At 32.9% G+C, this 26,986-nt stretch carries 27 protein-coding genes; 16 read left to right on the top strand and 11 right to left on the bottom strand.

The window, feature by feature from the left end:
* Positions 1–3: 3 nt before the first annotated feature.
* On the top strand, positions 4–1,218 hold the full coding sequence (locus tag ACQ654_RS17075; RefSeq protein ID WP_430411563.1) for a Pycsar system effector family protein: 1,215 nt from the start codon (positions 4–6) through the stop codon (positions 1,216–1,218).
* 76 nt (positions 1,219–1,294) lie between these two features.
* Here the strand turns inward: ACQ654_RS17075 and ACQ654_RS17070 are convergent, their stop codons facing one another.
* Positions 1,295–3,670 carry a GAF domain-containing protein gene (locus ACQ654_RS17070; RefSeq protein WP_430411562.1) on the bottom strand — a complete coding sequence of 792 codons (2,376 nt, stop codon included), beginning with the start codon at positions 3,668–3,670 and terminating at the stop codon, positions 1,295–1,297.
* Positions 3,671–3,871: 201 nt separating this feature from the next.
* Between ACQ654_RS17070 and ACQ654_RS17065 the strand changes: the two genes are divergently transcribed.
* Together ACQ654_RS17065 and ACQ654_RS17060 are read left to right on the top strand one after the other, a co-directional pair.
* Positions 3,872–4,774, top strand: a complete 903-nt coding sequence (locus ACQ654_RS17065; protein ID WP_430411561.1) for a metallophosphoesterase — start codon at positions 3,872–3,874, stop codon at positions 4,772–4,774.
* A gap of 205 nt (positions 4,775–4,979) precedes the next feature.
* The gene (locus ACQ654_RS17060) at positions 4,980–5,387 is read left to right on the top strand and encodes a hypothetical protein (protein WP_430411560.1); all 408 of its coding nucleotides are present in this window, start codon (positions 4,980–4,982) and stop codon (positions 5,385–5,387) included.
* A 644-nt stretch (positions 5,388–6,031) separates the two neighbouring features.
* Here ACQ654_RS17060 and ACQ654_RS17055 read toward each other — a convergent pair.
* Positions 6,032–6,220: a SymE family type I addiction module toxin gene (locus ACQ654_RS17055; RefSeq protein WP_430411559.1), complete on the bottom strand. Its 189-nt coding sequence runs from the start codon at positions 6,218–6,220 to the stop codon at positions 6,032–6,034.
* A 60-nt stretch (positions 6,221–6,280) separates the two neighbouring features.
* On the opposite strand from ACQ654_RS17055, the gene ACQ654_RS17050 reads away from it, so the two are divergent.
* Positions 6,281–6,505, top strand: coding sequence for a helix-turn-helix domain-containing protein (locus ACQ654_RS17050; protein WP_430411558.1), 225 nt, complete (start codon positions 6,281–6,283; stop codon positions 6,503–6,505).
* A 56-nt stretch (positions 6,506–6,561) separates the two neighbouring features.
* A complete protein-coding gene (locus tag ACQ654_RS17045; protein WP_430411557.1) occupies positions 6,562–7,308 on the top strand; it encodes a hypothetical protein in 747 nt (248 codons plus the stop codon).
* Between the two features lie 20 nt (positions 7,309–7,328).
* On the opposite strand, the gene ACQ654_RS17040 is transcribed toward ACQ654_RS17045, so the two are convergent.
* From ACQ654_RS17040 to ACQ654_RS17025, 4 genes are all read right to left on the bottom strand, one after another.
* Positions 7,329–7,664: a ferredoxin gene (locus ACQ654_RS17040; RefSeq protein ID WP_430411556.1), complete on the bottom strand. Its 336-nt coding sequence runs from the start codon at positions 7,662–7,664 to the stop codon at positions 7,329–7,331.
* Between the two features lie 283 nt (positions 7,665–7,947).
* Positions 7,948–9,003 (bottom strand): NAD(P)/FAD-dependent oxidoreductase, encoded by a 1,056-nt coding sequence (locus ACQ654_RS17035; RefSeq protein WP_430411555.1) that lies wholly within the window; start codon positions 9,001–9,003, stop codon positions 7,948–7,950.
* A gap of 67 nt (positions 9,004–9,070) precedes the next feature.
* A complete protein-coding gene (locus ACQ654_RS17030) occupies positions 9,071–9,313 on the bottom strand; it encodes a NifU family protein (RefSeq protein WP_430411554.1) in 243 nt (80 codons plus the stop codon).
* Positions 9,314–9,332: 19 nt separating this feature from the next.
* On the bottom strand, positions 9,333–10,460 hold the full coding sequence (locus ACQ654_RS17025) for a P-loop NTPase (RefSeq protein ID WP_430411553.1): 1,128 nt from the start codon (positions 10,458–10,460) through the stop codon (positions 9,333–9,335).
* A gap of 344 nt (positions 10,461–10,804) precedes the next feature.
* Between ACQ654_RS17025 and ACQ654_RS17020 the strand changes: the two genes are divergently transcribed.
* From ACQ654_RS17020 to ACQ654_RS17010, 3 genes are all read left to right on the top strand, one after another.
* On the top strand, positions 10,805–12,556 hold the full coding sequence (locus ACQ654_RS17020; RefSeq protein ID WP_430411552.1) for a tetratricopeptide repeat protein: 1,752 nt from the start codon (positions 10,805–10,807) through the stop codon (positions 12,554–12,556).
* Between the two features lie 92 nt (positions 12,557–12,648).
* Positions 12,649–12,918 carry a hypothetical protein gene (locus ACQ654_RS17015; protein ID WP_430411551.1) on the top strand — a complete coding sequence of 90 codons (270 nt, stop codon included), beginning with the start codon at positions 12,649–12,651 and terminating at the stop codon, positions 12,916–12,918.
* Positions 12,919–13,105: 187 nt separating this feature from the next.
* Complete coding sequence (locus ACQ654_RS17010; protein WP_430411550.1) at positions 13,106–13,384, top strand: hypothetical protein; 279 nt, start codon at positions 13,106–13,108, stop codon at positions 13,382–13,384.
* Positions 13,385–13,464: 80 nt separating this feature from the next.
* Here ACQ654_RS17010 and ACQ654_RS17005 read toward each other — a convergent pair whose 3' ends face one another.
* From ACQ654_RS17005 to trmB, 3 genes are read right to left on the bottom strand one after another with little or no spacing between them, the layout of a single operon-like run.
* Complete coding sequence (locus ACQ654_RS17005; protein ID WP_430411549.1) at positions 13,465–13,797, bottom strand: MGMT family protein; 333 nt, start codon at positions 13,795–13,797, stop codon at positions 13,465–13,467.
* Between the two features lie 12 nt (positions 13,798–13,809).
* Complete coding sequence (locus tag ACQ654_RS17000) at positions 13,810–14,439, bottom strand: lysine transporter LysE (RefSeq protein ID WP_430411548.1); 630 nt, start codon at positions 14,437–14,439, stop codon at positions 13,810–13,812.
* Positions 14,439–15,113 (bottom strand): tRNA (guanosine(46)-N7)-methyltransferase TrmB, encoded by a 675-nt coding sequence (trmB, locus tag ACQ654_RS16995; protein ID WP_430411547.1) that lies wholly within the window; start codon positions 15,111–15,113, stop codon positions 14,439–14,441. The genes ACQ654_RS17000 and trmB overlap by 1 nt, the downstream gene beginning before the upstream one ends.
* A gap of 71 nt (positions 15,114–15,184) precedes the next feature.
* Here trmB and ACQ654_RS16990 point away from each other — a divergent pair, with 71 nt between their 5' ends.
* Positions 15,185–16,246: a glycosyltransferase gene (locus tag ACQ654_RS16990; RefSeq protein WP_430411546.1), complete on the top strand. Its 1,062-nt coding sequence runs from the start codon at positions 15,185–15,187 to the stop codon at positions 16,244–16,246.
* Here the strand turns inward: ACQ654_RS16990 and ACQ654_RS16985 are convergent.
* Together ACQ654_RS16985 and ACQ654_RS16980 are read right to left on the bottom strand one after the other, a co-directional pair.
* A complete protein-coding gene (locus tag ACQ654_RS16985) occupies positions 16,220–17,263 on the bottom strand; it encodes a sensor histidine kinase (protein WP_430411545.1) in 1,044 nt (347 codons plus the stop codon). The genes ACQ654_RS16990 and ACQ654_RS16985 overlap by 27 nt on opposite strands.
* Before the next feature lie 3 nt (positions 17,264–17,266).
* A complete protein-coding gene (locus tag ACQ654_RS16980) occupies positions 17,267–17,950 on the bottom strand; it encodes a response regulator transcription factor (RefSeq protein WP_430411544.1) in 684 nt (227 codons plus the stop codon).
* A gap of 222 nt (positions 17,951–18,172) precedes the next feature.
* Here ACQ654_RS16980 and ACQ654_RS16975 point away from each other — a divergent pair, with 222 nt between their 5' ends.
* From ACQ654_RS16975 to ACQ654_RS16945, 7 genes are all read left to right on the top strand, one after another.
* Complete coding sequence (locus ACQ654_RS16975; protein ID WP_430411543.1) at positions 18,173–21,010, top strand: TonB-dependent receptor domain-containing protein; 2,838 nt, start codon at positions 18,173–18,175, stop codon at positions 21,008–21,010.
* A gap of 39 nt (positions 21,011–21,049) precedes the next feature.
* Positions 21,050–22,249 carry a multidrug transporter gene (locus ACQ654_RS16970; protein WP_430411542.1) on the top strand — a complete coding sequence of 400 codons (1,200 nt, stop codon included), beginning with the start codon at positions 21,050–21,052 and terminating at the stop codon, positions 22,247–22,249.
* Positions 22,250–22,434: 185 nt separating this feature from the next.
* The gene (locus ACQ654_RS16965; RefSeq protein WP_430411541.1) at positions 22,435–24,261 is read left to right on the top strand and encodes a T9SS type A sorting domain-containing protein; all 1,827 of its coding nucleotides are present in this window, start codon (positions 22,435–22,437) and stop codon (positions 24,259–24,261) included.
* 266 nt (positions 24,262–24,527) lie between these two features.
* Complete coding sequence (locus tag ACQ654_RS16960; RefSeq protein WP_430411540.1) at positions 24,528–24,659, top strand: hypothetical protein; 132 nt, start codon at positions 24,528–24,530, stop codon at positions 24,657–24,659.
* 182 nt (positions 24,660–24,841) lie between these two features.
* Positions 24,842–25,177 carry a hypothetical protein gene (locus ACQ654_RS16955; RefSeq protein ID WP_430411539.1) on the top strand — a complete coding sequence of 112 codons (336 nt, stop codon included), beginning with the start codon at positions 24,842–24,844 and terminating at the stop codon, positions 25,175–25,177.
* 205 nt (positions 25,178–25,382) lie between these two features.
* Positions 25,383–25,883, top strand: coding sequence for a hypothetical protein (locus ACQ654_RS16950; RefSeq protein WP_430411538.1), 501 nt, complete (start codon positions 25,383–25,385; stop codon positions 25,881–25,883).
* 49 nt (positions 25,884–25,932) lie between these two features.
* Positions 25,933–26,910 carry an acyl transferase gene (locus tag ACQ654_RS16945; protein ID WP_430411537.1) on the top strand — a complete coding sequence of 326 codons (978 nt, stop codon included), beginning with the start codon at positions 25,933–25,935 and terminating at the stop codon, positions 26,908–26,910.
* The last annotated feature ends 76 nt before the right edge of the window (positions 26,911–26,986 follow it).

The raw sequence follows: 26,986 nt of genomic DNA, 5'->3' as shown, positions 1-26,986 counted from the left end.
TTTATGGATACCATTATTGTTGAAGTTGAAAAGTATGTGGTTGACTATCTTAATAAAAATGTAGATAAATCGTTTGTATATCATAACTTAACACACACAAAGTCAGTTGTAAGCAAAACAAAAGAACTTATTGAGGGACTTGACATTAAAGAACCTGAAGCTCAACAGTTAATTATTGCCGCTTGGTTTCATGACGCTGGTTATGTTGATGGAGTTGCAAATCATGAAGAAAGAAGTGTGCGTATTGCAACGGATTTTCTTAAAAAACACGCAGTTTCAGAAAATGATATTACAGTAATAAGCAACTTGATTTTGGCAACAAAGGTGAACAGTAAACCTGAAAATTTACTGGAACAAGTTATTTGTGATGCTGATTGTGGACATATTGGAAGCAAGAATTTTAACGAACTCACAGAATTACTTCGCAAAGAAATTGAGCTTACACAAGATGTATCGATTTCAGAATCGACTTGGCTTAAAGAAAATATTCATTTTTTATCTGAACGACACCAATTTCACACATCGTATGCTGCAAAAAATTGGCAAAAACGCAAAGGAAAGAATCTTGCCAAACTCCTAAAATCAAAGAATAAAGTTTCAAGAGAAGTTACAAAACTGAAACAGAAAAAAGCAGAATTAAAATATAAGAAAACAAAAACTGATATTCCTGAGCGTGGAATTGAAACCATGTTTCGTGTGACACTAAAAAATCATATTGAACTTAGTAATATTGCTGATACTAAAGCCAATATATTATTATCGGTAAATGCCATTATTATTTCATTGGTATTATCCACATTGGTTTCTAAGTTAGATCAAGCAGATAATGCGCATTTAATTGTTCCTACAGTTATATTTACCATATTTACCGTAATTTCTATGGTTTTGTCTATTTTGGCAACTCGACCAAATGTCACTGAAGGAAAATTTGATAAAAAAGACGTTGAGAACAAAAACGTAAACTTGTTATTTTTTGGAAACTTTCATAGAATGAGTTTGCCCGATTTTGAATGGGCAATTGGTGAAGTAATGAAAGATAAAGATTATTTGTATTCGTCACTAACGAAAGATTTATACTTTTTAGGAAAAGTATTGGATAGAAAATATAAAATTTTACGATTAACTTATATGGTATTCATGATCGGAATTATTGTGTCCGTTATAGCATTTGGTATTGCATTTGTATTACGACCACAAATACTTGTTGATATAATATAATTCCTTAATTGTATTTTACTGAAAAAGCCTTCTAAACTAAACTTTAGAAGGCTTTTTTGATTGTAAAATGTATTTTTTATGCGTTCATTCCATGCATCAATTCATCAATTGTCATGGATGATTTTTCGTTGAAATTATCCTGATATAAAACTTCTACACGCAACGCTCGCAAACCAGAAACGCCTTGTAAATCTTCCAATTCTAGCTTTTCAAGCTTTCCAAAGTAATTTTTAGATTGCATGTATTTGATATACTTTATATATTCACGCGCATCTTTGTCTTGCGAATATACGATGGCAATTTTTCCAGGAATTGTCAATCGGTTTGTCGTTCCTTTTATGTTTGCTTTGTCAATACGTTTTTTAATGATTTCGTATCGAATGTTGTATGCGCCATCTACATCAAATTGTTTTTCATCCATTCGGAATTTAATCGCTAACGGACTGCTATGTACTAAAATCAAGGAAGCAACTTCCAAATCGTGCTCCATTTCTTTTCTGGCGTTATACGCAACTTGCTCCATTTCGTACATATTTTGCAATTGCCACAAACGTAAATTGTATAAATACAGTTTATGAAAAGATTTATTTTTCACCAACGATTGCCCAATATACATATTGTACTCAACGCCATCCGTTTTGTAACGTTCAAAATAGTGCGGAAACATTGCTTGTGCATCTTCTTGTTTTTTGTCTAAATAATTAGCGAGTCTTTTATTGAGAATATTTACGCTGTCTTCATATGCTTTTCGCTTGTCGTAGACAACTTTCAAGTTATCGTCTAAACTGTTTATATATTCCGAAATTAATACGGCAAGTTTCGAATCAGTCGCTTTTAAATGGTTGAAAACTGGATAAATATCTTTCTTCAAGAATTGTAAAATTCCTAGTTCGTCACCAGCTTTTAATCCTTCTTGTGTATCATTTAAATACGTTTCAACTCTAAAAATTAATTCTTCATAAATAGGCAAGTTATGTTGTTCCAATGCGGCTTCCAACACTTTTATTGCTAATTGCAATTGCGTTATTAAATCTTCCTTTATCGCTTCATTACGTGCTAATGAAGAACCTTTAATATCACTTTGTCCAAATAGTGGATATATGTCGTCAAATACAATATCTTCAATCATCGGATCTTTTACTTGCTTCGATACTTTGTGTTGATATTTTTCAGCAGCATCGTAAAATCGCCATTTTACAGAAGGATGAATAGATGTGTATTGTTCTTGAATTGTAGCTTCTAAAATATTTTGAAAATCTTCTGAAGCACGAGAAACTGCAGCTTCAAATACAGGTATAATGTCTCTTAATTTTTGTTGATTTACCGAATTGAGTTCATACGCTCGTGGTGAAGCAATTTCTAAAACTGCCAAATCTCTTCCTTTTGAAGCTACAATCGGAATTAAAATAATACTCTGAATTCCTTGCGCTTTGAGTCGTTTGTAAAATCCGTTTTTTCCAGAAAGTTCTCCATAACGTTCCATATCAGAAATTGCAACTTCTTCATGTTTTTCAAATATTTGAGTTACAACTCCTTTACAGAAAAACTCAGAACACGCTACTTCTTCTTCACTTTTAAAGAGTAAACTTTCTGAGCGTTTTATAAGACTTCGATATGTGTCTTTTTCAATATTTCCATAGACAGAAAACCCAAGTTTTAAATCTTTGATGTTAAAAAATTCGCTTAAATTTTCACGCAATGAAGCTACCAAATCATCATCACTTCGCAATAAGTTTTCACGTATAGATGATAATGTTTCATCAAAAGTAACATCGAACAAATTCATTATACCGAATCCTTTGAATATGTAACTTTCTAATGGAAATTTCTGTTTCCAAACTTCTATATTATCGTAATTATCCAACAATAAATGTACATCTTCTTCAGTAATTTTTGGTGCATTTTCGGTTGGAATCACTTGGCAAAAATCGCCATTAAAGGCAACTCTGTAATGTTTTGTAATTCCCAAATTTTTATCTGGAACATCAAAATAGAATGGACGTTTTAAATCGATTGTATATCCGTAACACACATTCAAAATCATTACACAAGCATGCAAATACAATTCTTTTTCTTCTAAATTTCGAGCTGTAAAACTATAATCGTCTCCAGCATTTTTTAGAATCGATTTGAGTCGATTTGAATACTTAAACGATTGAAATGAAAATGGAACTGTAGCAACTTTGATTTCGTTATCGGAAAGAATTTCAGGAAACAAACCTTCTAAAACCAAATCGATTTGCTCTTGGTACACTTCAAGTTTTGAAAGATCTGTAAATCCTTCTCGTAACTCAGGATAATTGTCTAAGTATTCTGTAATTTCTAGAGCAGATTTATGATATGGATGATTTTTATCTTCTATGTATTTATCATAGAATGATATCACTTGGTCAAAACTAATGACAAGTTGCAAAGGCAATTTTAAACCGTGATTTTCTTTTTTTTGATCCATAATCGAAATTATTTAGTCTACAAAGATACGAAATCCTGTGTTCTGGGTGATTTTTTAAAATATATTGTTTGCAATTAGACGTTTGAAATTGAGGTATGTTACATAGCTATTTGATTTTTGTTGATTTGCTGTTTGAAGCTACTTTTGCATTTAATATTTTAAGTTTTATATTTTATAGTTACCTTAGTTTAAAACTAATTCATGTCTTCACAAAATCGCTTAACAAGAGCGTATAAAAATGCACTTCGCATTCCGTTTGATCACAATTCTAAAATTGTGTTATTTAGTGATTGTCATCGTGGTGATAATAGCTTTGCGGATGATTTTGCAAATAATAGAAACATTTACTTTCATGCGTTGAAACAGTATTACAAAGATGATTTTACGTATTGTGAACTTGGTGATGGTGATGAATTGTGGGAAAATTTGAATTTTCAGTCTATTTTCTCAACACATAAAAATGTGTACATGATTATGAAAGCATTTCATGAAGCCAACCGATTGCATTTAATTTGGGGAAATCATGACATGGTCTATCGCAATGAAAAGTATGTAAAGAAGCATTTATCCACGTATTTTGACCCAAAAACAGGAACTGATAAACCGCTGTTTACCGATTTGAAATATCATGAAGGAATTGTGTTGCAACACACAGAAACGAAGCAAGAAATTTTCCTTACACACGGACACCAAGCAGATTGGTGGAATTATATTTTTTGGAAATGGAGTCGTTTTATGGTGCGTATTCTGTGGAAACCATTGCAAATTATGGGCATTCATGATCCTACAAGTCCCGCAAAGAATTATACAAATTTGCGGAAAGTAGAACGAAAAATTAAACGTTGGATTACCGACAATAACAATTTAATTACCGTAACTGGACATACACATCGTCCACGATTTCCAAATCCTGCTGATGAGATTTCTTTTTTCAACGATGGAAGTTGCGTGCATCCACGAAGTATTACAGGAATAGAGATTGAAAATAACGAGATTTCTTTGATAAAATGGTATACTGCTTCAACCGACGAAGGCTTTTTAAAGATTGATCGGGAAGTATTGGAAGGTCCGAGAAAGCTGACGGATTATAAGAGTTCTTTATAGGTGCGTCACGCTGAGCGGAGTCAAAATGTTAATTCATTTTTCAAAATTACTTTTGCATTTCTAAAGAGTATATGAACGAAATAGACAATTTTAACATTTTCGCTACGCAACTTTTACATACATCATGCATCTTAAAAATGTCACGTTAAACAAATTTTAAAGTTATACCAATAACTTTTGTGTATTATTAATTAAAACCAACACTATGAAAAATTATATTTTATTGTTCCTTATCGGGATTACATTTGTAAACTGTTCAAATGATGATGATATTGCAGCTAGCGATTTACCAACGAATGCCAGAGTTATTGGAAACTGGAATTGGATTTCCTCATCTGGAGGAATTGGTGGTTGGACATATACACCTGATTCTACTGGAGATACACAACGACTTGAGATTACAGATAGTACAATTACGTTTTATAAAAATGGCGAGGAAACTTTTACTGACACGTATACTATTGAAACGAGAGAGTCTGTTATTTATAGCGGAACACGTGAAATGATTATTGCCGATACAGGATTTAGAAATATTGTTGAATTTGATGACAATACACTTATTTTAATTGGTGATTGTAATGATTGTTTTGCTTCTGGATATGTAAGAGAGTAGAAAGATTATTAGGATTTAGGTCGCTTTACTTGTTTGTCTTTTTGTGCATTCGTTTACTCGTTTATTTGAAAATACTTTTACATTTTACATTTTGAGTTTTACATTTAAAATGTATCAAAACCACTATCATAATCATTCTTTTGTATTGATTACTATATAGGTTGGGTTGTACAAGCATTGTTTGCGGTATACTATATATCTTTTTTGGGTTAAATACTATCTCTTTGCGGTTCTGTAAAGTTTTTATGCGGTTGTTTAATAGTTCGATGCGGTTGAGGAACCTATTATAAGCCATTTTTAACCGACTATTTTCTACAACGAACCGCTTCAAAGAGGTTCGTTGAGGGGTAACAGCCCCTAAACAACCTCATAGATATAGTAACGAACCGCTTTTATCCTATAAACAACCCAAATAAACTATTTTTTGAAGGGTTTTATGTAGTATTTAGTCGGTTTGGAATCCAAAAACGTCTTTTCGAGTTGCGAATCTGTGATTTGTTGTTCTTCGATAAACGCAGCTGAACTATCGAGAAATCTACGTCACACTAAACCATGTGTTGCACTTGATTCAGTATTGATTCAGTGCCTCATTATCCTTTTTTTAGCTTTTTGTGTGATGCTGAATCCAGTTCAGCATGACGAAACTATACTTTTTCTTTATAGATTGTAATGACTAATTTATTTTTTTGTTGATGAATAATAACTTCATTTCCTCCTATAAACCCTAAGCTTTCAAGCCATTTTCCTGCCAATCGAATTTCGGGAATGATGATTCTATCATATTCTCTTTCTCTAAATTTAGAATGTATTTTGAGTTTTCTAGTCTTTTTCATTTTAAAATATGTTCGTTATTCCGAACACAAGATATAAAATTTTTATCGAAATTCGCTATAGTGAACACAAAAGAAGAAAAATACCTCAAAAATTTAGGAGAACGCATCAAAACCTTGAGAGAATTAAAAGGTTTCGACCAAAAGTCTTTTGCCTTTCATTTTGGAATTAGCAGAACGCAATTGTATACAATTGAAAATGGAAAAACAAATCCGCGCTTATTAACTTTACAGAAAATTGCTGATGGCCTTGAAGTTGACTTGAGTTTTCTTTTAGAAAATCTATAAATCTTAGCTTTGATTTTAAGAAATTACTATAAATAAAAATTATAATCTTATACTTTATGAAGTTTACAGAAGAAATTAGAAGACCATTTAATATTCTAACATTAACTCTTACTGTTGCTTCTCTCATATTATCAGTTTTTCTTTTTTTCAAAAGTCAAAAAATAAAAAGTTTATCATATCAAATTGATCAAACCTCATCAATAATTTATGATAGTGAAAATTCTTCCCCAAAAATTAAATTATTTGAAAAAGATTCTATTTTACTTACTGAAAATGTATATCTATTAACTGGAAAGCTATGGAATAGTGGAGATATTCCTGTATACAAAGGTGATGTTAGAAAAGACTTAGAATTACAGATTGGTAGTGAAAATAGAATTCTAGATTATAAAATCATAAAACAAAAAGATTCTAGTATAGCAAATTTTTCATTAACTCCTAAAGGCATTAATACTTTAAAGGTAAATTGGGATTATTTTGATCCTAACTTTAGTTTCAATTTTCAGATAATATACACAGGTAGTAGTAATGCTAATTTTACTATTCTTGGAAAAATATTAGACGTTTCAAAAGTTAAATATGATGATGGTAGATACAAAGATTATCTTTTCCATCATTTTATATATTATTTTGCATACTCAATAACATTTTTAGTAGTATTATTTATAATTTTACTTGTAATTTATAATTATTCAAAACATAACAAGAAAAAAGTAAAAACTCTTCTAAATTACATTGTGAACATCATGAAATTTTTAACAATACTATATTTAATTGTATTTTTAAGTTTGAAGTTATTATAATCATTTCACTTACAATTCATTCAACTCTCCGGCGCCAACTCAACCTCCAAACCATCTAGTTCTGGCGTCATTTGAATTTGACAACCAAGTCTGCTGTTATCTTCCACGTGAAACGCTTCTGCAAGCATCATGTCTTCATCAACGCTCATTTCGGGTAATTCATGCTCAGAATGTACATAACATTGACACGAAGCACACATTGCCATTCCGCCACAAATACCAATAGTTCCTTCTGGCGCTAATTCGTACGAGCGTACAATTTCCATAAGGTTCATTGCCATATCCGTTGGCGCAACTACTTCGTGTAAAACGCCTTCTCTGTCTGTTATTTTTAGTGTGATGTCTTGTTGTGACATGGAATTATTACTTTAATATTAATTTAGTTTAATCAACTGTATTTTGATTTCACAGTAAATTTATTATTCCTAATTTTCATTTTCTTTGCTCGCACAAAGAAAACAGAAACAAAAGAAAATGCGCTTTTTCTGGCAGGTATTTTTAGTTTTCTCAGCCGAAAACTAAAACCGAAAAACTTTTACTAAATTTTCTCCAAGGTTTCGAAAATTATTAACGCAAAACCTTTTCTATACTTCAGAAAAAGAACGAGTTACCGAGAAACTATTTTCTTTTACAAAAACCTTAGTTTATCGCTTTTACAACTGCTTTTGGCGCTTCTTTTCGAGTTCCGTCAAAACCATCAATTCCGCTTACAGTTGTGTATTTCATGACATATTTTTTGTCTGGAAATATCCGTTGATATGCACTTTGACACATTAACGTAGCTTCGTGAAATCCGCAAAGAATCAATTTTAACTTTCCTGGATAGGTGTTTACATCACCAATGGCATAAATTCCTGGAATGTTGGTTTGATAGTCTAACGTATTATCAACTTTTATAGCATTCTTTTCAATTTCTAATCCCCAATCTGCAATAGGACCTAATTTTGGTGCCAATCCGAATAGTGGAATGAAATGATCGGTTTCTAAGGTAAACGAATCTTCTCCTTTTTTGGTAACCTCAACACCAGTTACATAATTTTCTCCATGAATTCCTGTAATTTCCGCAGGTGTAATGAGGTTGATTTTCCCAATATTCTTCAATTCCTGTACTTTTTCAACAGAATCTAGCGCACCACGGAATTCCGTTCGTCTGTGAACTAAGGTTACTTCCGAAGCAACATCTGTTAAAAAGATACTCCAATCGAGCGCAGAATCGCCACCACCAGCAATCACCACTTTTTTATCACGATAAATTTCTGGATCACGAATGATGTATTCAACACCTTTATCTTCGTAGTTTGTTAAGTTTTGAATTGGTGGTTTTCTTGGCTCAAAACTTCCCAATCCGCCAGCAATGGCAACAATTGGTGCATGATGTTTTGTTCCTTTATTTGTAGTTACGATGAATGTTCCATCGTCTAATTTCTCAATAGTTTCAGCGCGTTCCCCTAGCGTAAATGTAGGTTCAAACGGCTCAATTTGCTTCATTAAATTGTCTACCAAATCACCTGCTAATACTTCTGGATATCCTGGAATATCATAAATTGGTTTTTTGGGATATATTTCTGAACATTGTCCACCTGGTTGCGGCAATGCGTCTATTAAGTGACATTTTAATTTTAATAATCCTGCTTCAAAAACGGTAAAAAGTCCTGTTGGACCTGCACCAATGATGAGTATATCGGTTTTAATCATTTTTTCTTTACTATAATCTGATACAAAAATAATGTGTTCGCGTGTGTCTTTTTATGACATGTGTCAGTTATTCTACACTGATTACTTTTTCAATTTGCGGCACATGTTTTTTGATTGTCATTTCAACACCTGATTTTAGTGTCATTTGGTTTACACTACATCCGACGCAAGCTCCTTCTAACTGAACTTTTACCAACGTATTATCATTTTCAATACCAACGAGTCTGATATCGCCACCATCACTTTGAAGAAAAGGGCGAATTTCGTCAAGTGCCTTTTCTACGCTGTCTTTTATTTCTTCACTTGTCATCTGTATCTTGTTTACGTGTTTATTTTTTAACAGCTGAACATCCAGCCATTGTTGTAATTTTAATAACTTCCGTAGCAGGTAAACTTTCGTTTCTATTTACCACTTCTTGCACTACATTTCGAGTTAACTCTTCAAAAGCGGCTTCTGTTACTGTAGCTGTTTGCATTGCTGCAGGTCGTCCAACATCACCAGCTTCACGAATACTTTGCACTAATGGAATTTCTCCTAAAAATGGCACATCTATATCTGCGGCTAAGTTTTTAGCACCTTCTTTTCCAAAGATGTAGTATTTGTTATCTGGCAACTCTTCAGGAGTAAAGTACGCCATATTTTCTATAATTCCCAATACAGGAACGTTTATACTTTCTTGTTGAAACATTGCCACCCCTTTTTTAGCATCAGCTAAGGCAACATTTTGTGGTGTACTTACCACAACAGCTCCTGTTAACGGTAATGATTGCATGATGCTTAAGTGAATGTCTCCTGTTCCTGGAGGAAGATCTAATAGTAAGAAATCTAATTCGTCCCAAGCGGCATCAAAAATCATTTGATTTAAAGCTTTGCTCGCCATTGGTCCACGCCAAACGACTGCTTGATTTGGTTTTGTGAAGAATCCGATAGAAAGAATTTTTACACCATAACTTTCCACAGGTTTCATTTTTGAAACATTGTCAACTTTTACAGCTAGTGGTTTTTCTCCTTCAACATCAAACATTATTGGCATTGATGGTCCGTAAATATCAGCATCTAGCACACCTACTTTGAAGCCCATATTTGCTAAAGTAACTGCAATATTTGCTGTTACCGTAGATTTTCCTACACCACCTTTACCTGAAGCTATTGCTACAATATTTTTGATATTTGGCAATTGCTTTCCTTTTATTTGCGGTTTTTCAGGTGCTTCTACCTTCGTGTTTACTTTCACTTTGGCATCGGCATATACTTTTTCACGTAGTACAGAAATGATTTCTGATTCTACTTTTTTCTTGGCTTGTAACGCTGGGTTTGTGATGACAATATCCACTACAATTTCATCTGCAAATGTCATAATATTTCGTACGGCTCCACTGGCAACCATATTAGCGCCTTCACCAGGAACAGTGATAGTACTTAATGCAATTTGTATATCTTTTTTTTCTATTTTCACGGAATGTTATTTTTATCAATAATATAAATTGATTCTAAATTACAAAGATACTGCGAAATGTTTAGAATTAGAAGCTGTTGTATTGAAATGATTGATTGTACAATATAATCTTGTTATGATCAATTTTGAAGATGATATGGCAATTTATCGAAAACTATAGGTTTCATTATATTTTGAGGTTGGTGAATATGTTTTAAATTAAAAAAATGTTAAAATTTTGAATTAAAACAAATAGAAAGGCATATGTTTTGATGAAAAATTAATATTGCTATTATTTTTGCCTGTATTTGATTTTTCATACTGTTAAAATATAGTATATTTCCAATCGTTATTTTAGTATGCATATGAAAAAACTTTTACGATTTCCCCTAACACTTTTACTTTTGTTGGTTTCAACAGTTTCTTTTGCACAAGTTGCTTTAGAAGATTTCTCAAGCACGCCCGACTCTTTACATGTTAAAACTAGTTTGCAATTAAACCGCATCATTAAAGCGCATCTTTTTGACACAGAAACTTATGATGATGCTATTGTGTATACCAATGCTCTTTTAGAAAAAGCACAGGATACAAACTCACATTTAGATATTATTAGAACATATCATTACTACAGTCTCATTGCCCTTTCTAACGGAGCATATGAAACTTCGCTAGCGTACGCAACCAAAGGGTTAAATTTAGCACAGGCTAGAGGTTATAAAGGGCAAATTTTATGTTTTTTTTATAGAAGTATTGCACGAGCATATTTCTTTATGGGCGATTATGAAAACTCTTTGAAATATGCTATTAAAGAGTTAAAAATTGCACGAGAACTGCAAGATTATGACAGAGAGGCTTTTATATTAAATAATATTGGGCTAATTAAGTTAGATACAGGCGATAAGAAAGATGCACTAAAGGTTTTAAATTTAAGTTTAAAGCTTTGCGATTCATTGGAGAAAGAGAAACCAGAGAGAGCGTTAGCAGGAAGAATTAATTCACTGCTTGCTTTAGGAACAAACTATATTGCTTTTAAAAAGTATGATACGGCAATGCATATTTATGATAAAGTGTATGATCTTACCGAAAAAGACTTTCCAAATCAGCATACGTATTTACTATCAGGCTATGCAAATATTTACACAAAACTAAAAGAGTATGACAAGGCGTTTCAATATTTAGAAACCACAGCAAAAGCGGCTGACAGTTTAAATTTAAATGACTTAATTCCTCATTTACATTATATCAAAGGACAAGTACATTATGGCATGAAAGCCTATGATAAAGCCATTTTTGAATTAAAAAAGGTAGATTCAGTCATAACACTCGGAAAAAGTAATTCTATTGAACTACAAAATTCTTATCCTATTTTGGCAAAATCGTATGACGCTTTAGGAAATTACGAAAAAGCAAAAGAGAATTATGAAAAATTTGTAGCGTTGAACGAAAAAAATGACGATCGAAAGTTAGATGTTATCAGTACTATTTATGAGTTGTATGATATTGATTTGCTTGAATCACAGATTAAAGATTTAACTCAGGAGTCCAATGATCAGAAAGAAATGCTGAGTAGTACAAAAATAATTATCATCATATTGATTTTACTTATTTTGTTTCTTTTCGGATATTTTAGATATAAATCATATCAAAATCAGAAACGATTTGAAGCGTTACTGAACAAATCTACAAGTGTTAAAAAACTAAAACCTGTATCGAAACCTAAAAAGATTGATCGTAAAAAATTAATTCCAGAAGAAAAAGCACAAGAATTATTGCAAAAACTAGAAAAGTTAGAACAGCAACAAGTATTTTTAGATCAAAATTGCACCATTGCATGGCTTGCTAAAAAAATGGGGACTAATGCTTCGTATGCATCTATTATTATTAACGATTATAGGCAGAAAAAATTTCCAGAATATCTTTCAGAATTACGAATTGATTATGCCACAGAACGTTTAAAAGAAGACAGTAGATTTCGTTCGTATACCATAAAATCTATTGCAAAAGATGTAGGTTATAAGTCCTCAGAAGCCTTCTCAAAATCATTTAAAAAGATCAACGGAATCTATCCGTCTTACTTTATTAAAAAATTGACCGAACAAGCCCAAAATGCGGCGTAAATTCATGAATATAGACTTACTTTCCTTGCGCAAGCCCTGTAAAGAGTATATGTTTGTTCCAGAATAATTCCCTTAACTAAAACAGAAATAGTATGAAAAAGAAGAGAAAATTAGACCTAAACAAAGTACGTGTTGTATCATTAAGAAACTTACAAATACTCAAAGGTGGAGCTGAGACAGATATTAGTTGTATACAAACGGATACAATACCAGATCCAACTTCATATGATGTGAATGCATGTGGCTCAACTTCCAATACGTATCAAGGTGGAGATGGTGGAGGATCATTCAGATCAGGTACACTTCCACCAACACAAACTTGTAGTGCTGTTCTCACAGAATGTGAACTTGCAGACATGTAATAATAATAATTATTATTATTCTTTAAATTGGAGAATCTCCCAAGGATTCACACATTGAATATTGGGAGATTTCTTTTGATGAATTTTCAAGAAAATCACATACCTATAAATTTGTGTTTGTTATACTAGCTTCGCAAAACCTGTAGGATTGTTAAAAAATATTTCCCTTAACTAAAACAGAAATAGTATGAAAAAGTTAAACTTAAACAAAGTCCGTATTGTATCACTTAGAAACTTGCAATTGCTTAACGGTGGTTCAAGTGGATGTTTGGGCGCAAGTCAAGGTTGTAATAGCGCAGGAGACACTTGTACGCAGACAATTTCATTTGATAATGATATAGATTGTAATTCCACATCAAACACCTATCAAGGTGGAGATGGTGGAGGAACATTCAAATCTAGTGGACCTCCGGAAACGCAAGTATGCAGTCAAGTATTAACAGAATGCGAAATTGCAGATATATAATATAAAGATAGTAATTGTTATTCTTTAAATTTGAGAGTCCCTTGGAAGCTTTTGACTAAGTTTTTGAGGGATTTCTTTTTTTACAATTCTTTCGCAGGATCCCAAAAGTGTTTTTCAAGATTTTGAATTTGATTGTCAATAACCTCAACACCTTCACTTTCTAATAATTGTTGCATTAGGTTTGTTCCTTGAAAATGATGTTTTCCTGTCAACAAGCCTTTTTTGTTTACTACACGATGTGCATGTACATCTTCATGCTTGCCCGAACTATTCATTGCCCAACCAACCATTCGTGCGCTTCTAGCCGCGCCTAAATAATTGGCAATAGCTCCATAACTGGTAACACGTCCGTACGGAATTAAACGTGCAACTTCATACACACGTTCAAAAAAGTTTTGATTTTCAGGTTTCATTGAATGCTTTTATTATTTGAAAAAGATACGAATGAGTGTAATAATTACCAAAACGAGCATTAATACACTTAAGATATAATCAGAATGTTTTGAGAATTTCCCTGAACTTGATTGCGATTTGTCAAAGTAAAAAACATACATATACAACATAGCAAATGTTCCCAAACCTGCCGCTAAAACAAATATAATGATGTACGAAACGGTAAATTCCATTAACCCAGACACATTCCACAAAGCATTTAATCCTGCAAAGTATGGTATGGGTAAGACATTTAGCGTTGCCAGAAAAATTCCTTTAAAAAAACTGCTTTTCTTACTTACTTTGACCATTCGGATTCTTTTTTCTTTTTTCTTCTTTGCGATGATAAAAAAGTAGATACCTAATAGGATAAAAATGACTAAAGCAACTTTTAATAATGTATCAATAACTTCTCTATTCTTATAGAGATATTTTGAAATTAACACAGCTATAAATGCTTGAATAAGTACAATTAGCGAAGCGCCAACAGAAAAGATGACACCATTTATTTTCCCTTTTTGCGTGCTTATTTTTGCCGCAGTAATATTAATCAACCCAGGCGGCACAACACCCAAAAGTGCGGCCGAAAAAGTGATAAAAAAGAGAATAATGAAATCGGTCATTACTTAATTTTGAAGTGAATATAAGTAATAGGTTTATTTACTTCCAAATATTGTGACTCATAAAATGTTTGAATTTCAGTTACTTCCGCCGGACTTCCTTCATTTTTATACACATCATGGTTTGCATATAAAACCTCGTGTCCTGCACCATGCAAGAGTCCAAGTGTATATCCGTGCATAAATTCACTGTCCGTTTTTAAGTGTACAGTTCCTGCTGCATTTAATATTTTTTTGTAGCGTGCTAAGAAAACTTCATTTGTCATTCTATGCTTCGTTCGCTTATATTTTATTTGCGGATCGGGAAATGTGATCCAAATTTCGGAAACTTCATTTTCGGCAAATAAACCTTCAACTAGCTCAATTTGTGTTCTAATAAAAGCTACATTGTTCATTTTATCTTCAACAGCCGTTTTTGCTCCACGCCAAAATCGTGCACCTTTAATATCAATTCCAATAAAGTTTTTTTCTGGAAACTTTTTTGCTAATGCAACACTATATTCTCCTTTTCCACAACCTAATTCTAATACAATTGGCGCGTCATTTTTAAAAAAATCCGTATTCCATTTTCCTTTAAATGGAAATTCATTGGCTACAATTTCTTCACGCGTAGGCTGAATTACATTCGAAAATGTATCGTTTTCTCGAAAGCGTTTGAGTTTGTTTTTACTTCCCACAATAATTTCTTAATATTTTGACAAAACTAAGGAAATCTTGCAGACCTTCTAATATTCTTATCTTTGATTTTATGAAGAATTCCAAAACTATTCTTGTAGCACCACTAAATTGGGGTTTGGGTCATGCTACACGTTGCATTCCTATTATACGTGCCTTACTTGATTGTAATTTTATACCTGTACTAGCTTCTGATGGTATAGCATTGCAGTTATTACAGAAAGAATTTCCAAATTTAGAAAGCATCACACTTCCTGATTATCAAATAGAATATGCTAAGAAAGGGAAAAACTTCAAATTGAAAATGCTGAAAGATTCTCCCAAAATGCTGAAAGCCATTTCTAAAGAGAAAAAAATTATAAAGAAACTTGTAAAAGAACGTGATTTTTGCGGAATTATCTCAGACAATCGTTTGGGTGTGTATAGTAAAAAAGTGCCTTCGGTTTTTATTACACATCAACTAAATGTGTTGAGTGGAAAAACAACATGGTTTAGCAGTAAAATTCATCAAATTATTATAAAGAAGTTTACGCAATGTTGGGTTCCTGATGTTGCCAAAAAACCTAATCTTTCAGGGAAATTAGGACATCTTAAGAACGATTCTTTATCATTAAAATATATTGGTCCGTTAAGTCGTTTGCATTCGCAAGAATTGCCAATCGTTTATGATTTGATGGTCATTTTATCCGGTCCAGAACCACAACGAACCATGTTGGAAGAAAAGCTGTTTGAAGAAGTGAAACACTTTACTGGAAAAGTTATTTTTATTCGCGGGAAGATTGAAGCCAAACAAGAGCATTTTCAGTTTTTGAATTGTGAAGTGTATAATTTTATGCAAAGCGAACAACTCGAAAAAGCATTTAACGAAAGTGCAATGGTGTTAAGCCGATCAGGTTATACAACCGTAATGGACTTGGCAAAGCTAGAAAAGAAAGCCTTTTTTATTCCAACACCAGGACAGTTTGAACAAGAATATCTTGCCAAACGCTTGGAAAAACAACAGTTGGTTCCGACAGCGACACAAGATAATTTTTCTATTGATCAATTAGCACGTGTTGAAGATTTTAAAGGCTTGAGCAGTTTTAATTACACAGAAGATTACGAAGATTTATTCCGTCTTTTCCAAGGTAAATGAGAACTCTGAACCAACATCAGATTCGCTTTCTACATATATTTTTTCGTTGTGTGCTTCAATAATATGTTTTACAATGGAAAGTCCTAAACCTGAGCCACCTTCTTGACGTCCACGGCTTTTTTCTACCCGGTAAAAACGTTCAAATAATCGTGGAATGTTTTCTTGTTCAATTCCTTCACCATTATCTGTAACACGTATAATGACTTTGTTTCTGATCAAATTTTCAACACTTATTTCTGTCGTACCATTTTCACGTCCGTACTTAATGGAGTTTACAATGAGGTTTGTTAATACTTGCTGAATCCGTTCTTTATCTGCTGAAACTACTATTGGATTGCTATAATTCATATCAAAAGCCAACGTAATTTTCTTCTTAGCGGCTTTCATTTCTAACAAATCAAATACACTTTGTACCAATTCAATAATATCAAAGTCTTCTATTAGAAGGTTTAAATCTCCAGCTTCAAGCTTTGTAATCATATCTAAATCTTTCACAATATAGATTAATCGTTCAACACCTTTTCCTGCTCTGTTTAGGTATTTTTTACGAATATTTTTATCATTCATTGCGCCATCTAACAAGGTTAAAATATAACCTTGCACGGTAAATAGTGGAGTTTTTAATTCGTGAGAAACGTTTCCGATAAACTCTTTTCTGTAATTTTCTCTGATTTTTAAGGTTTCAATTTCCAATTTCTTATTGGTAGCAAACTTTTCAATTTCTTTAGTCAGCGTTGCCATATCCGTAGTTATTGGATGATTTTGAAAGTCGCTTACATCTAACAGTGTTACATCATCATAAATTCGTTTTACACGTCTGTAGATAAATCGTTCTACTCTAAATTGTATGATGAAGAAGCAAAATATAAAACAGATTGCCATGAACAGCATAGGTATCACAAAATTTGTGATACCGAAAAAGTAAAGCAATGCAATTAAGGTCAACGTTGTAAATAGTGTGATATATAACGACGATCGTAAAGCAAATTTATAAGATTTTTTAAGTTTTCTTGCCATATATTATTGTACATACTTGTACCCAACACCTTTTACAGTTTTAAAGTGGTTTTCACCTATTTTCTCTCGTAGTTTACGAATGTGTACATCAATAGTTCGTCCACCAACAATAACTTCATTTCCCCAAACTTTATCTAAAATTTCTTCTCTTTTAAATACTTTTCCAGGACGTGAAGCTAATAAAGAAAGTAATTCAAACTCTTTTCTAGGCAAAATGATTTCTACACCTTCTTTTTCAATTTTGTATTCTTCTCTATTGATTACAATATTACCAACCGTAACAATTTGGGCGTTTTCTTCTTCTTTTTTAAGTCTACGTAACAAAGCTTTTACTTTACTAACCAAAACTTTCGGTTTTATGGGTTTTGTAATATAATCATCTGCGCCTGCATCAAAACCAGCCACTTGCGAATAATCTTCACCACGTGCTGTTAAAAATGTAATAATTGTATTTGCAAGATTTGTATCTTTTCTGATATTCTCACAAGCTTCAATTCCGTCCATTTCGGGCATCATTACATCCATAATGATTAAATGTGGTTTTACTTTTTTTGCTTTTGCAATAGCTTCTACACCATTTGCCGCTGTTGATATTTGATATCCTTCTGAAGATAAATTGTATCCTACAATTTCTAATATATCTGGCTCATCATCAACCAATAATATTTTAATATCCTTTTTTTTCATCTGTGTGTTGTTTAGATTTAAGTAGTTGATTTTGTTTTAATTAAACAATAATCGTGTGTTTTACATCACTTCAAAAGTAAAGATAAAATTAAATAATGAAAGCAGTTAACACTCATTTAATATGATAACGTTAACCTAACATACATATTACAAAGTTTTAACCTGCAAGTAACACCATCTTTACACCTCTCCTATTTCTTTGCCTGTGAAATAAAAACCTAGATGAGACAAAAAATTACATTTACGATTCTCCTATTAATAACTTGTTTTTTAGGATATGCACAAAACGGAACTATTGCCGGAAAAGTGCAAGATAAAGAAGTTAACAATGATCCTTTACCATTTGCCAATGTTTCTATTAAAGGAACAACAAAAGGGACAACTTCTGATTTTGATGGTTTATACCAAATTCCGAATGTAGCACCAGGAACCTATACATTGGTATTTAGTTTTGTTGGATACGAAACAAGAGAAGTTCCTAATGTAATTGTAAACCCTGGGAAAATTACAACGGTAGATATTATTTTAGGTGCCAATGCAGCAAGTTTAGATGCAGTTGTAATTACTGCAACAACACGTAAAGTATCTGAAGCGGCTTTGTTATTAGAACAAAAGAAAGCTGTTGATATTAAACAAAGTATTGGAGCTGAAGAATTGGCTAAGAAAGGTGTTGGAGATGCAGCAGGAGCGGTTTCTAAAATATCTGGAGTTTCAAAACAAGAAGGATCAAGCAATGTGTATGTACGTGGATTGGGTGATCGGTATTTGAATACAACGTTCAACGGATTGCCATTGCCTGCAAATGATATTAATAAGAAAAACATTGAATTGAGTTTATTTTCTTCTGATGTAATTGAAAATGTATCTATTAGTAAAGCATATTCTTCTAAACAATACGGAGATTTTGCCGCTGGAAACGTAAATATTGATTCGAAAGAATATAAAGGAAAAGGATTTTTTGATGTATTTGTAGGAACAAGTGTAAATACAAATGCAATTGGAGAAAACTTTGTAAAAAGTGAAGGTTCTGGATTTTTTGGAGATTATGCAAGACATAACCAAAATCCGTTTGCTGTGATTTTATCACACGGAATTGACCCAGAAGATGTAAGCACACCAATCAATATAAGTTTTGGAGCTTCAGCTGGAAAATCATTTGATTTCGAAAACGGATCACGTTTAAGTCTATTTGGAACTGTTTCTTTTGAAAACGGATATGAATACAGAAGTGGTGAAGCAACTGACTTTACTACAGTAGAAAAGAAAACATTTGGCGCTGCTGAAGAATTTGAATACAGTACAACCACAACTGCCATGGGAACTGTAAATTATAAAATTGATGATAAAAATAAATTAAAATTTAATTCATTATTCATCAACAGTTCTACAAACGAAGTTGGATATTTTGGTGTTGATGGAAAAGGTAGAAACAGAGATGCCATTTTAAATACTGATGAAGGTTTTTATCAGATGAATGCACAATTTGATCAAAACCAAGTATATGTAAACCAACTAATTGGTAACCATAAATCAGGTAAATTTGAACTAGATTGGGCGGCTGGTTACAACGTTGTATATGCAAAACAACCAGATCGTAAGCGTATTAGTATTGAAAATTATCAATTTGCGTTAGACGCTGATCCAACAACAAATCCAACATTCTTTAGTAACGTAGATTATGACAACCAACGTTATTTCCAAGATATTGATGATACAGAATTTAATGGGCGTTTAAACCTAAATTATGAAGCAAACGAAAACTTCAAACTAAACTTTGGGTACAATGCAAGAAGCAAAGAACGTAACTTTGAAAACATTCGTTACGGATATGATATTGTAGATTCTGACTTTGCAATTACGGATGTAAATGGCTTAAATAGTGTATTTACGCCTACAAACTTAAACTTAACTTCTGGCGGGATTTATGAAATAAAAGTAATCAATTCATTGCCAGGATTAAGTAACACAAACAGACCTGGAAGTCCGGAAAACACATACCAAGGAAACTTAGACTTATTTGCTGGATACGGAAATGCAGAAATAAAAACAGGAAAATGGCTAATTGTTCCAGGACTTAGAGTTGAATCATTTGATCAAAGCATTGAATACGACGTAATCAACTTAGGAAACAGCGGAAATGCCACAGCAAGTGCTTACGAAAACTTCTTCTTACCAAGTTTAAATATTAGATATGCACTCACTGAAGAGCAAAACTTACGTTTCTCTGCAAGTAGAACGGTTTCATTACCTGAATTTAAAGAAACGGCTCCTTTTGTATACATTGATGTAACAAACAGAATTGGTGGTAATCCAGACTTACTAGGATCAAGCAATCCAGACTTTATCAATGTATCAGATGTAGCATATTCTAACGTATTAAACTTTGATTTAAAATACGAATGGTTCTTTGGAAAAGGAGAAATCTTCTCTGTATCTGCTTTCGCGAAACAAATCTCTGATCCTGTAAACCGAGTAGTTGCTTTTGATGCAACAGGAACACAACGTTATTTCAGAACTGGAGAAAAAGCAGATGTATACGGAATTGAAATTGAAATTAGAAAAAACTTATTACAAGACGAAAACGAAGAAACATTACTTTCTGCAGGATTGAACACTACAATCATGCACACAGAGCAAGATTTATTTGATGTAATTCAAGGAACATACAGTGTAAACTTTAGAAACAGCTCGGAACAATTACAAGGAGCTTCACCATTCATCTTAAACGCAGATGTAAGTTACTCTCCAACATTTGGAAGTTACAAACCAACAGGAAACTTAGTATTCTCGTATTTCTCAGACAGAATTGACGCCTTGGGATCTGGACAATTAGGAAACATCATTGAAAAGGCGGTTCCAACATTAGATTTTATCATGAAAAATGAAATCACAGAAAACTTTGAAATTAACTTCAGTGTTAAAAACTTACTAAACCCAAAAGTAAAATACGTTCGTGAAACTTCTGGTGGAGATGTACTAGTAACATCAACAAATGGAAAAGGGGTTTCTAACTACGATAGAGGAAGAAACATAGGATTACAATTAAAATATAAATTTTAACAAATACAATAAAACAGTACAACTTAAACACACAAAAAAATGAAAAATCGCTTAATATTTGGATTCGCACTTTTAGGAGCATTAGTTATGACTTCTTGTGCAACAGACGACACTGCAGATATAAACATAACTGACAACAGTGTAACAAACAACACAACAAACCCAGGTGGTGGAACAACTGGAAATACAATTTTCTTATCAGGAACATATACTGAAGATTTAACATTAGACGCAAACAACAACTATGTTGTAAATGGATCTTTAATCATGGCATCAGGAACGACATTAACAATTCCTCCATGTATGACAATTGAAGCGTTAGCTGCTGGATCTGATGTATATATAGCTATCTCTCAAGGAGCTAAAATTGACGCACAAGGAACTGCTGATTGCCCAATCGTATTTACATCGAATGCTTCTGCACCAGCTGCTGGAGATTGGGGAGGTTTAATCTTATTAGGAGACGCGCCTATCAACTCTGTTGCAGGAAACGCAACTGCTACTTCTGAAATTGCTAGTTTACCTTACGGAGGAACTGATACTACGGACAACTCAGGAATCTTACGTTATGTACGTGTACAATATTCTGGTGGTTCTGCAGATGGACAATCAGAAAACAATGGCGTTTCTTTCTACGGAGTTGGAAATGGAACAACTGTTGAATACGTGCAAGTATTTGAAGGAAAAGATGATGGTTTTGAGTTCTTTGGTGGAACTGTAAATGCTGATTACATTTCTGTTGTCAATGCACAAGACGATTCTATTGACTGGACAGAAGGATATACAGGAACAATTACAAATGCATATGTAAAGCATGGAGCTGATCATGACAAAGGAATTGAAGCTGATGGTTTTAATACTGATATCGGAAACAACTCTAGCCCAATTTACTTCTCTAACCCAACAGTAAATAACCTAACAATTGTAGGTTTAGGATCTGCAACTAGCAGTGAAGCTATTCGTTTAAGAGCTGGTACAAGAGCAACATTTAACAATGTAGTTTTAGAAGGATACGGTGAAGGGTTTGACTTAGACGGAAACGCAACTGATAGCCCAACTGGTGCTGGAGTTACTAGTGGCGAAACTTCTGTTACTGATATCTTATTCACAGACATCACATTAAAAGTTAAAAATGATACGGGAGTTACATTTACAGATGCTGACTTAATCACTGGTGACGGAAACGGAACTGGAACTGACTACTCAACTTGGGGAGCTGGCTGGACTGTAGGAAACTAATTTCAAAAAAAGTATAAAAATTAAAAACGCCTTCTTATCGGAAGGCGTTTTTTGCTATGAACACATTAATGCTTTTGTTATCAAATGGTTAAAACAACGTATAATTACGTAAGTTGGCTTCTATAATTCAGCTTCTTTTGTATATTTGCACCATATATTATTATAAATAGTTTAAAATATAACGTATGACTAAAAATTACTTTTTACTAGTTGCATTGTTAATTTCCTCTTTGTCTTTTGGACAAGTATTGGAAGAGAACTTTGATTATGGAATGACAGATGGAGACTTAACTGCGGCAAGTGGTGGCGCATGGGTTCAGCATTCAGGATCTGCAGACCCAGTACAATATGTAGCAACGCCAAGTTTAACAATGGCTGGATATCCTTCTTCAGGAATTGGTGGACACGCATCAGTTTCTGGAACTTCTCAAGATGTGAACAGATCTTTTCCAGGTATTTCAACTGGAACTGTATATGGAAGTGCGCTAGTAAACTTAAGTGCTGTAAGTACAGGAAACTATTTCTTACACTTTAATATTTCTGGTGGTTTTACTACAAGAGTTGGAGCAAGAGATGATGGAAGCGGAGGCATTCAATTTGGTGTTGGAACAAGTAGTTCTACCTTAACATACGGAACAACATCTTACGCCTTAAACACTACGTATCTTTTAGTTTTTTCTTATGAAGTTACGAGTGGAGTTTCTAACTTACACGTATTAACTGCTGTAACTGCTACAGAGCCTGCAACGCCAGAAGCGACCAATACAGGAACTACTGGAAGATCAATTAGTGCTATTGCAATTCGTCAATCAAGTAACATTCCAACTTTCCTTGCTGATGGTGTTCGTGTTGCTACTTCTTGGAATGAAATTATGAATAACTCTACAGCATCTTCTTTGAGTATTGTAACACCTGCTGATGGAAGCACTTTTTCTCCTGGAACGTCAAGTGTAGATGTAACTTTTACAACACAAAACATTGACTTAATGGTTGCTGGAAACCAAGTAAATATTACTGTAAACACAAATCCAGTTGACGCTGATGTTTCTAGTCCTTATACAATTCCAACTGTAGATGGTGGAATGTATGATGTAACTGTTGAGTTACTTGAAAACAATGTAGTAGTTGATACTGAAATGGTTTCTTTCTCTATTAATAGTGAAACACAAGTAGCAACAATTACAGACTTACGTAATGGAACTATTGGTGGCTTTTACGAGTTAACTGGTCAAGCTGTAATTTCTTATATCGTAACAGAAGGAACAAGAAATCAAAAATACATCCAAGATGGTGGTGCAGGAATTTTAATTGATGATACAGCAGGAACATTAAGCACTCCATTAAACATCGGAGATGGTCTTATCGGATTAAAAGGTCAATTATCTCAATTTAGTGGTGTACTTCAATTTGTGCCAACTGAAAATGTACCTGGTGCCGCTACAACAGGAAACGTTGTTTCACCAATTGATGTAACTGTTTCTGAATTTTTAACAAATGGTGAAGCTTACGAAAGTAGATTAATCAGATTACTAGATGTTACTTTTGATGCTATGGATGTTGGTACAATGTTCACAGACAATACAGACTATAACGTAACTTTAGTTGGTGGTGGAGACATGACTGTTGCCAGAGTTTCTTTTGGTGATGAAGACATTGTTATGGCTACAGTTCCTAACACACACACAAACATCATTGGTTTAGGTGGAGAATTTAGCGGGACTCGTCAAGTATTACCAAGATATGCTAGTGATATTGAAGATGCTTTAAGTACAGAAGAATTTGGAACAACTACATTTAGCATGTATCCAAACCCTACTAACGGAAATACAGTAACAATCGCTTCTGCTTCAAACAGCGTAAAAGAAGTAAAAGTATACAGTATTATTGGAAAGCAAGTAATCAATACTAAAATTACAAATACATTAAATGTTGCTGGTTTACAATCAGGAATTTATATAATTAAAATTACAGAAAATGGTAAATCTGCAACTAAGAAATTAGTCATCAAGTAATTTTACCAAATACATATCACATACGAAAAAGCATCTTGAAATTTCAAGATGCTTTTTTATTGGTATTCAAATTTCATACACTTTCAGTATCTCTCCCTAAAACATATCCAAACTTGGTGGTTTTTTTAAATAAGATGTATCTCAGCATCATAGAATGCAACTACGTAGGCTCATTAAAATTCTATAACAAAAAATTAAAAATGTGTAATAAAAAATTTCAATTGTAGACGTTAATTTGTATAAAGAAATTAATAAAACTATCAATTATGAATACACAGCCATATTTACAAAAGCAATTTGCAAGAATAGGTAGAGTTATCCCTAAAGCAATATACAACAACGCGCAAGTATCAATTTTGATAACTTCAAATAACAATGAAAACATGGTAAGAGAGTAAACTAAACACATTTTGACTCGTGAAATACTGACAAACACCAAGAATTTCTTAAAAAGAAAGTCAAAAATGTAAAATGAAATACATGTAGATTTATCAACTAAATTTTCAAAAAAAATTGAATCAGCACCTAAAGTCAGTATACAATGACTAACTTATAGAATTAACCAAAAAACCAATACATCATGAAACTTATAATAACCCTTTTTAGCTTAGTCGCTTTTTCAACTAGTCTAACTATGAGTAATTCTGAAGAAGCAAAAAATGATAATAACATCAATACATACAAAGTTGTTTTTGATGGTAGCGAAGGTGGAATGTGTTTCTTTACAAACAGTAATAACCAAGCCATTACAATAGAAGACGAAGAAAATAAATTATTTGAGAAATATGGAAAAGATGACAATTCGTTTGTAGGCAAAACATTTACAATGCAATTAAAAGCTACAAATACTACCGATCATGTATATACAATAAAGTCTGTAATAGAATTTAAGATTGATGAAACTTCTAAAAATTAGAAACTTCTAACATAATTTTTCACAATCAAATTAATATAATTTCTTCTATCTCAATAGAAACAAGCTAAGGTAAACCTTATAATTTTATCTATTTTTGTCGTTTCAGGCAAAAAATGAGTGCATACACTATGGAAATAATTCAGTTAATTATTGGAATCATCTTAATTGTTTCTGTACAATTTATAACAGAAACCGAATTTCTAATTTGACTGGAGATGATTTAAAATTTGATAAAATCAGATCAATCTACAAACAGATCAAAAAAGGGCAGAATCCAAAAGTAGCTACAATCAAAAAATATGCGAAAAACTTAGAGTACAGAACGTTGGTGTATCACGCACTCAAAAAATTCAACAAAACGAATCTATTCCCAAAAGCATTACTAAACATTGAAAAATCGTCGGAAAGTTATTTAGCAAATTGGCTAAATATGAACGATGATTTTGACAGCTTTCCAAATGAAATAAAATACCAACACACAACTGAACTACAAAACGGGATAACCTTTCTAACTTTTAAATTTAAAGTGTACGAACCACATCTATACGCAAACAAAGATTGGATGATTGGTTATGTTGGATATAAAACAGCAAACGTTAATGCGTATCAAAAACCCGATTTTATTTTGAGCAAATTTAACAAAGAACTCATTTCAAAAAATCAGTTGGAAAAACTCATACAAAGTTCACCACAAAAACAAAAGTAACGGTAGTTTTCCCTTATTTTAAGTACTTTTGTGCTTTCAGAACACAACAATGAATTCCAACACTATTTTCAACATTACAGATGAAGCTACTTTTGAAGCATTGACGTTTCAAACGTTCAAACATCAATTTGAAAATAATCGCACCTATCGTTCATTTTGCGATTTACTGTACAAACATCCTAGTGACATTACAAAAATTGAAGACATTCCATTTCTTCCCATAGAATTCTTCAAATCGCATGAAATTGTTTCCAATACGAATCAAATTCAAGAAACATTTACAAGTTCTGGTACAACAGGAAGTACGACAAGCAAACATCATGTGACTGACGTATCTATTTACGAAGAAAGCTATCGCAAAGGGTTTGACTATTTCTACGGAAACATTGAAGATTATATCGTTTTAGCACTTTTGCCCAACTATTTAGAACGAAAAGGCTCGTCATTAGTCTATATGGCAAACGACCTCATTAAGCGTAGCAAACAAGCGGAAAGTGGTTTTTATTTACATGATTTAAAAGCACTCACAGAAAAACTCATCAGACTTGACACGGCAGGAAAAAAAGTGCTCCTAATTGGTGTTTCATTTGCGTTATTAGATTTGATTGAAACGTCTCAATTCAAGCTAAAACATACCATTGTTATGGAAACTGGTGGTATGAAAGGTCGCCGAAAAGAACTAATTCGCACAGAACTACACCAACTGCTTTGTGAAGGTTTTGGCGTAACCGAAATTCACTCAGAATACGGCATGACCGAATTGCTCTCACAAGGATATTCTAACGGAAACGGCATCTTTCAAACGCCACCTTGGATGAAACTATTCACACGCGATCCAGAAGATGCATTAACAATACAAACCAACGGAAAATCGGGCGGAATTAATGTAATAGATTTGGCAAACATAAACTCCTGTTCATTTATTGCTACACAAGATTTAGGAAAAATATATTCGAACGGAACTTTTGAAATCATCGGACGCTTTGATCATTCAGACATTCGTGGTTGTAACCTAATGGTTTTTTAACACAATCAAAAGGTGCAGAACGCAGCGGAATAGGAATACAATACACGGATGTAAGTTTATAAGTGAACATAATATT

This window comes from Kordia sp., assembly GCF_965283645.1.
Classification (GTDB): Bacteria; Bacteroidota; Bacteroidia; order Flavobacteriales; family Flavobacteriaceae; genus Kordia.
This window is presented reverse-complemented; position numbering and strand designations above follow the sequence as displayed.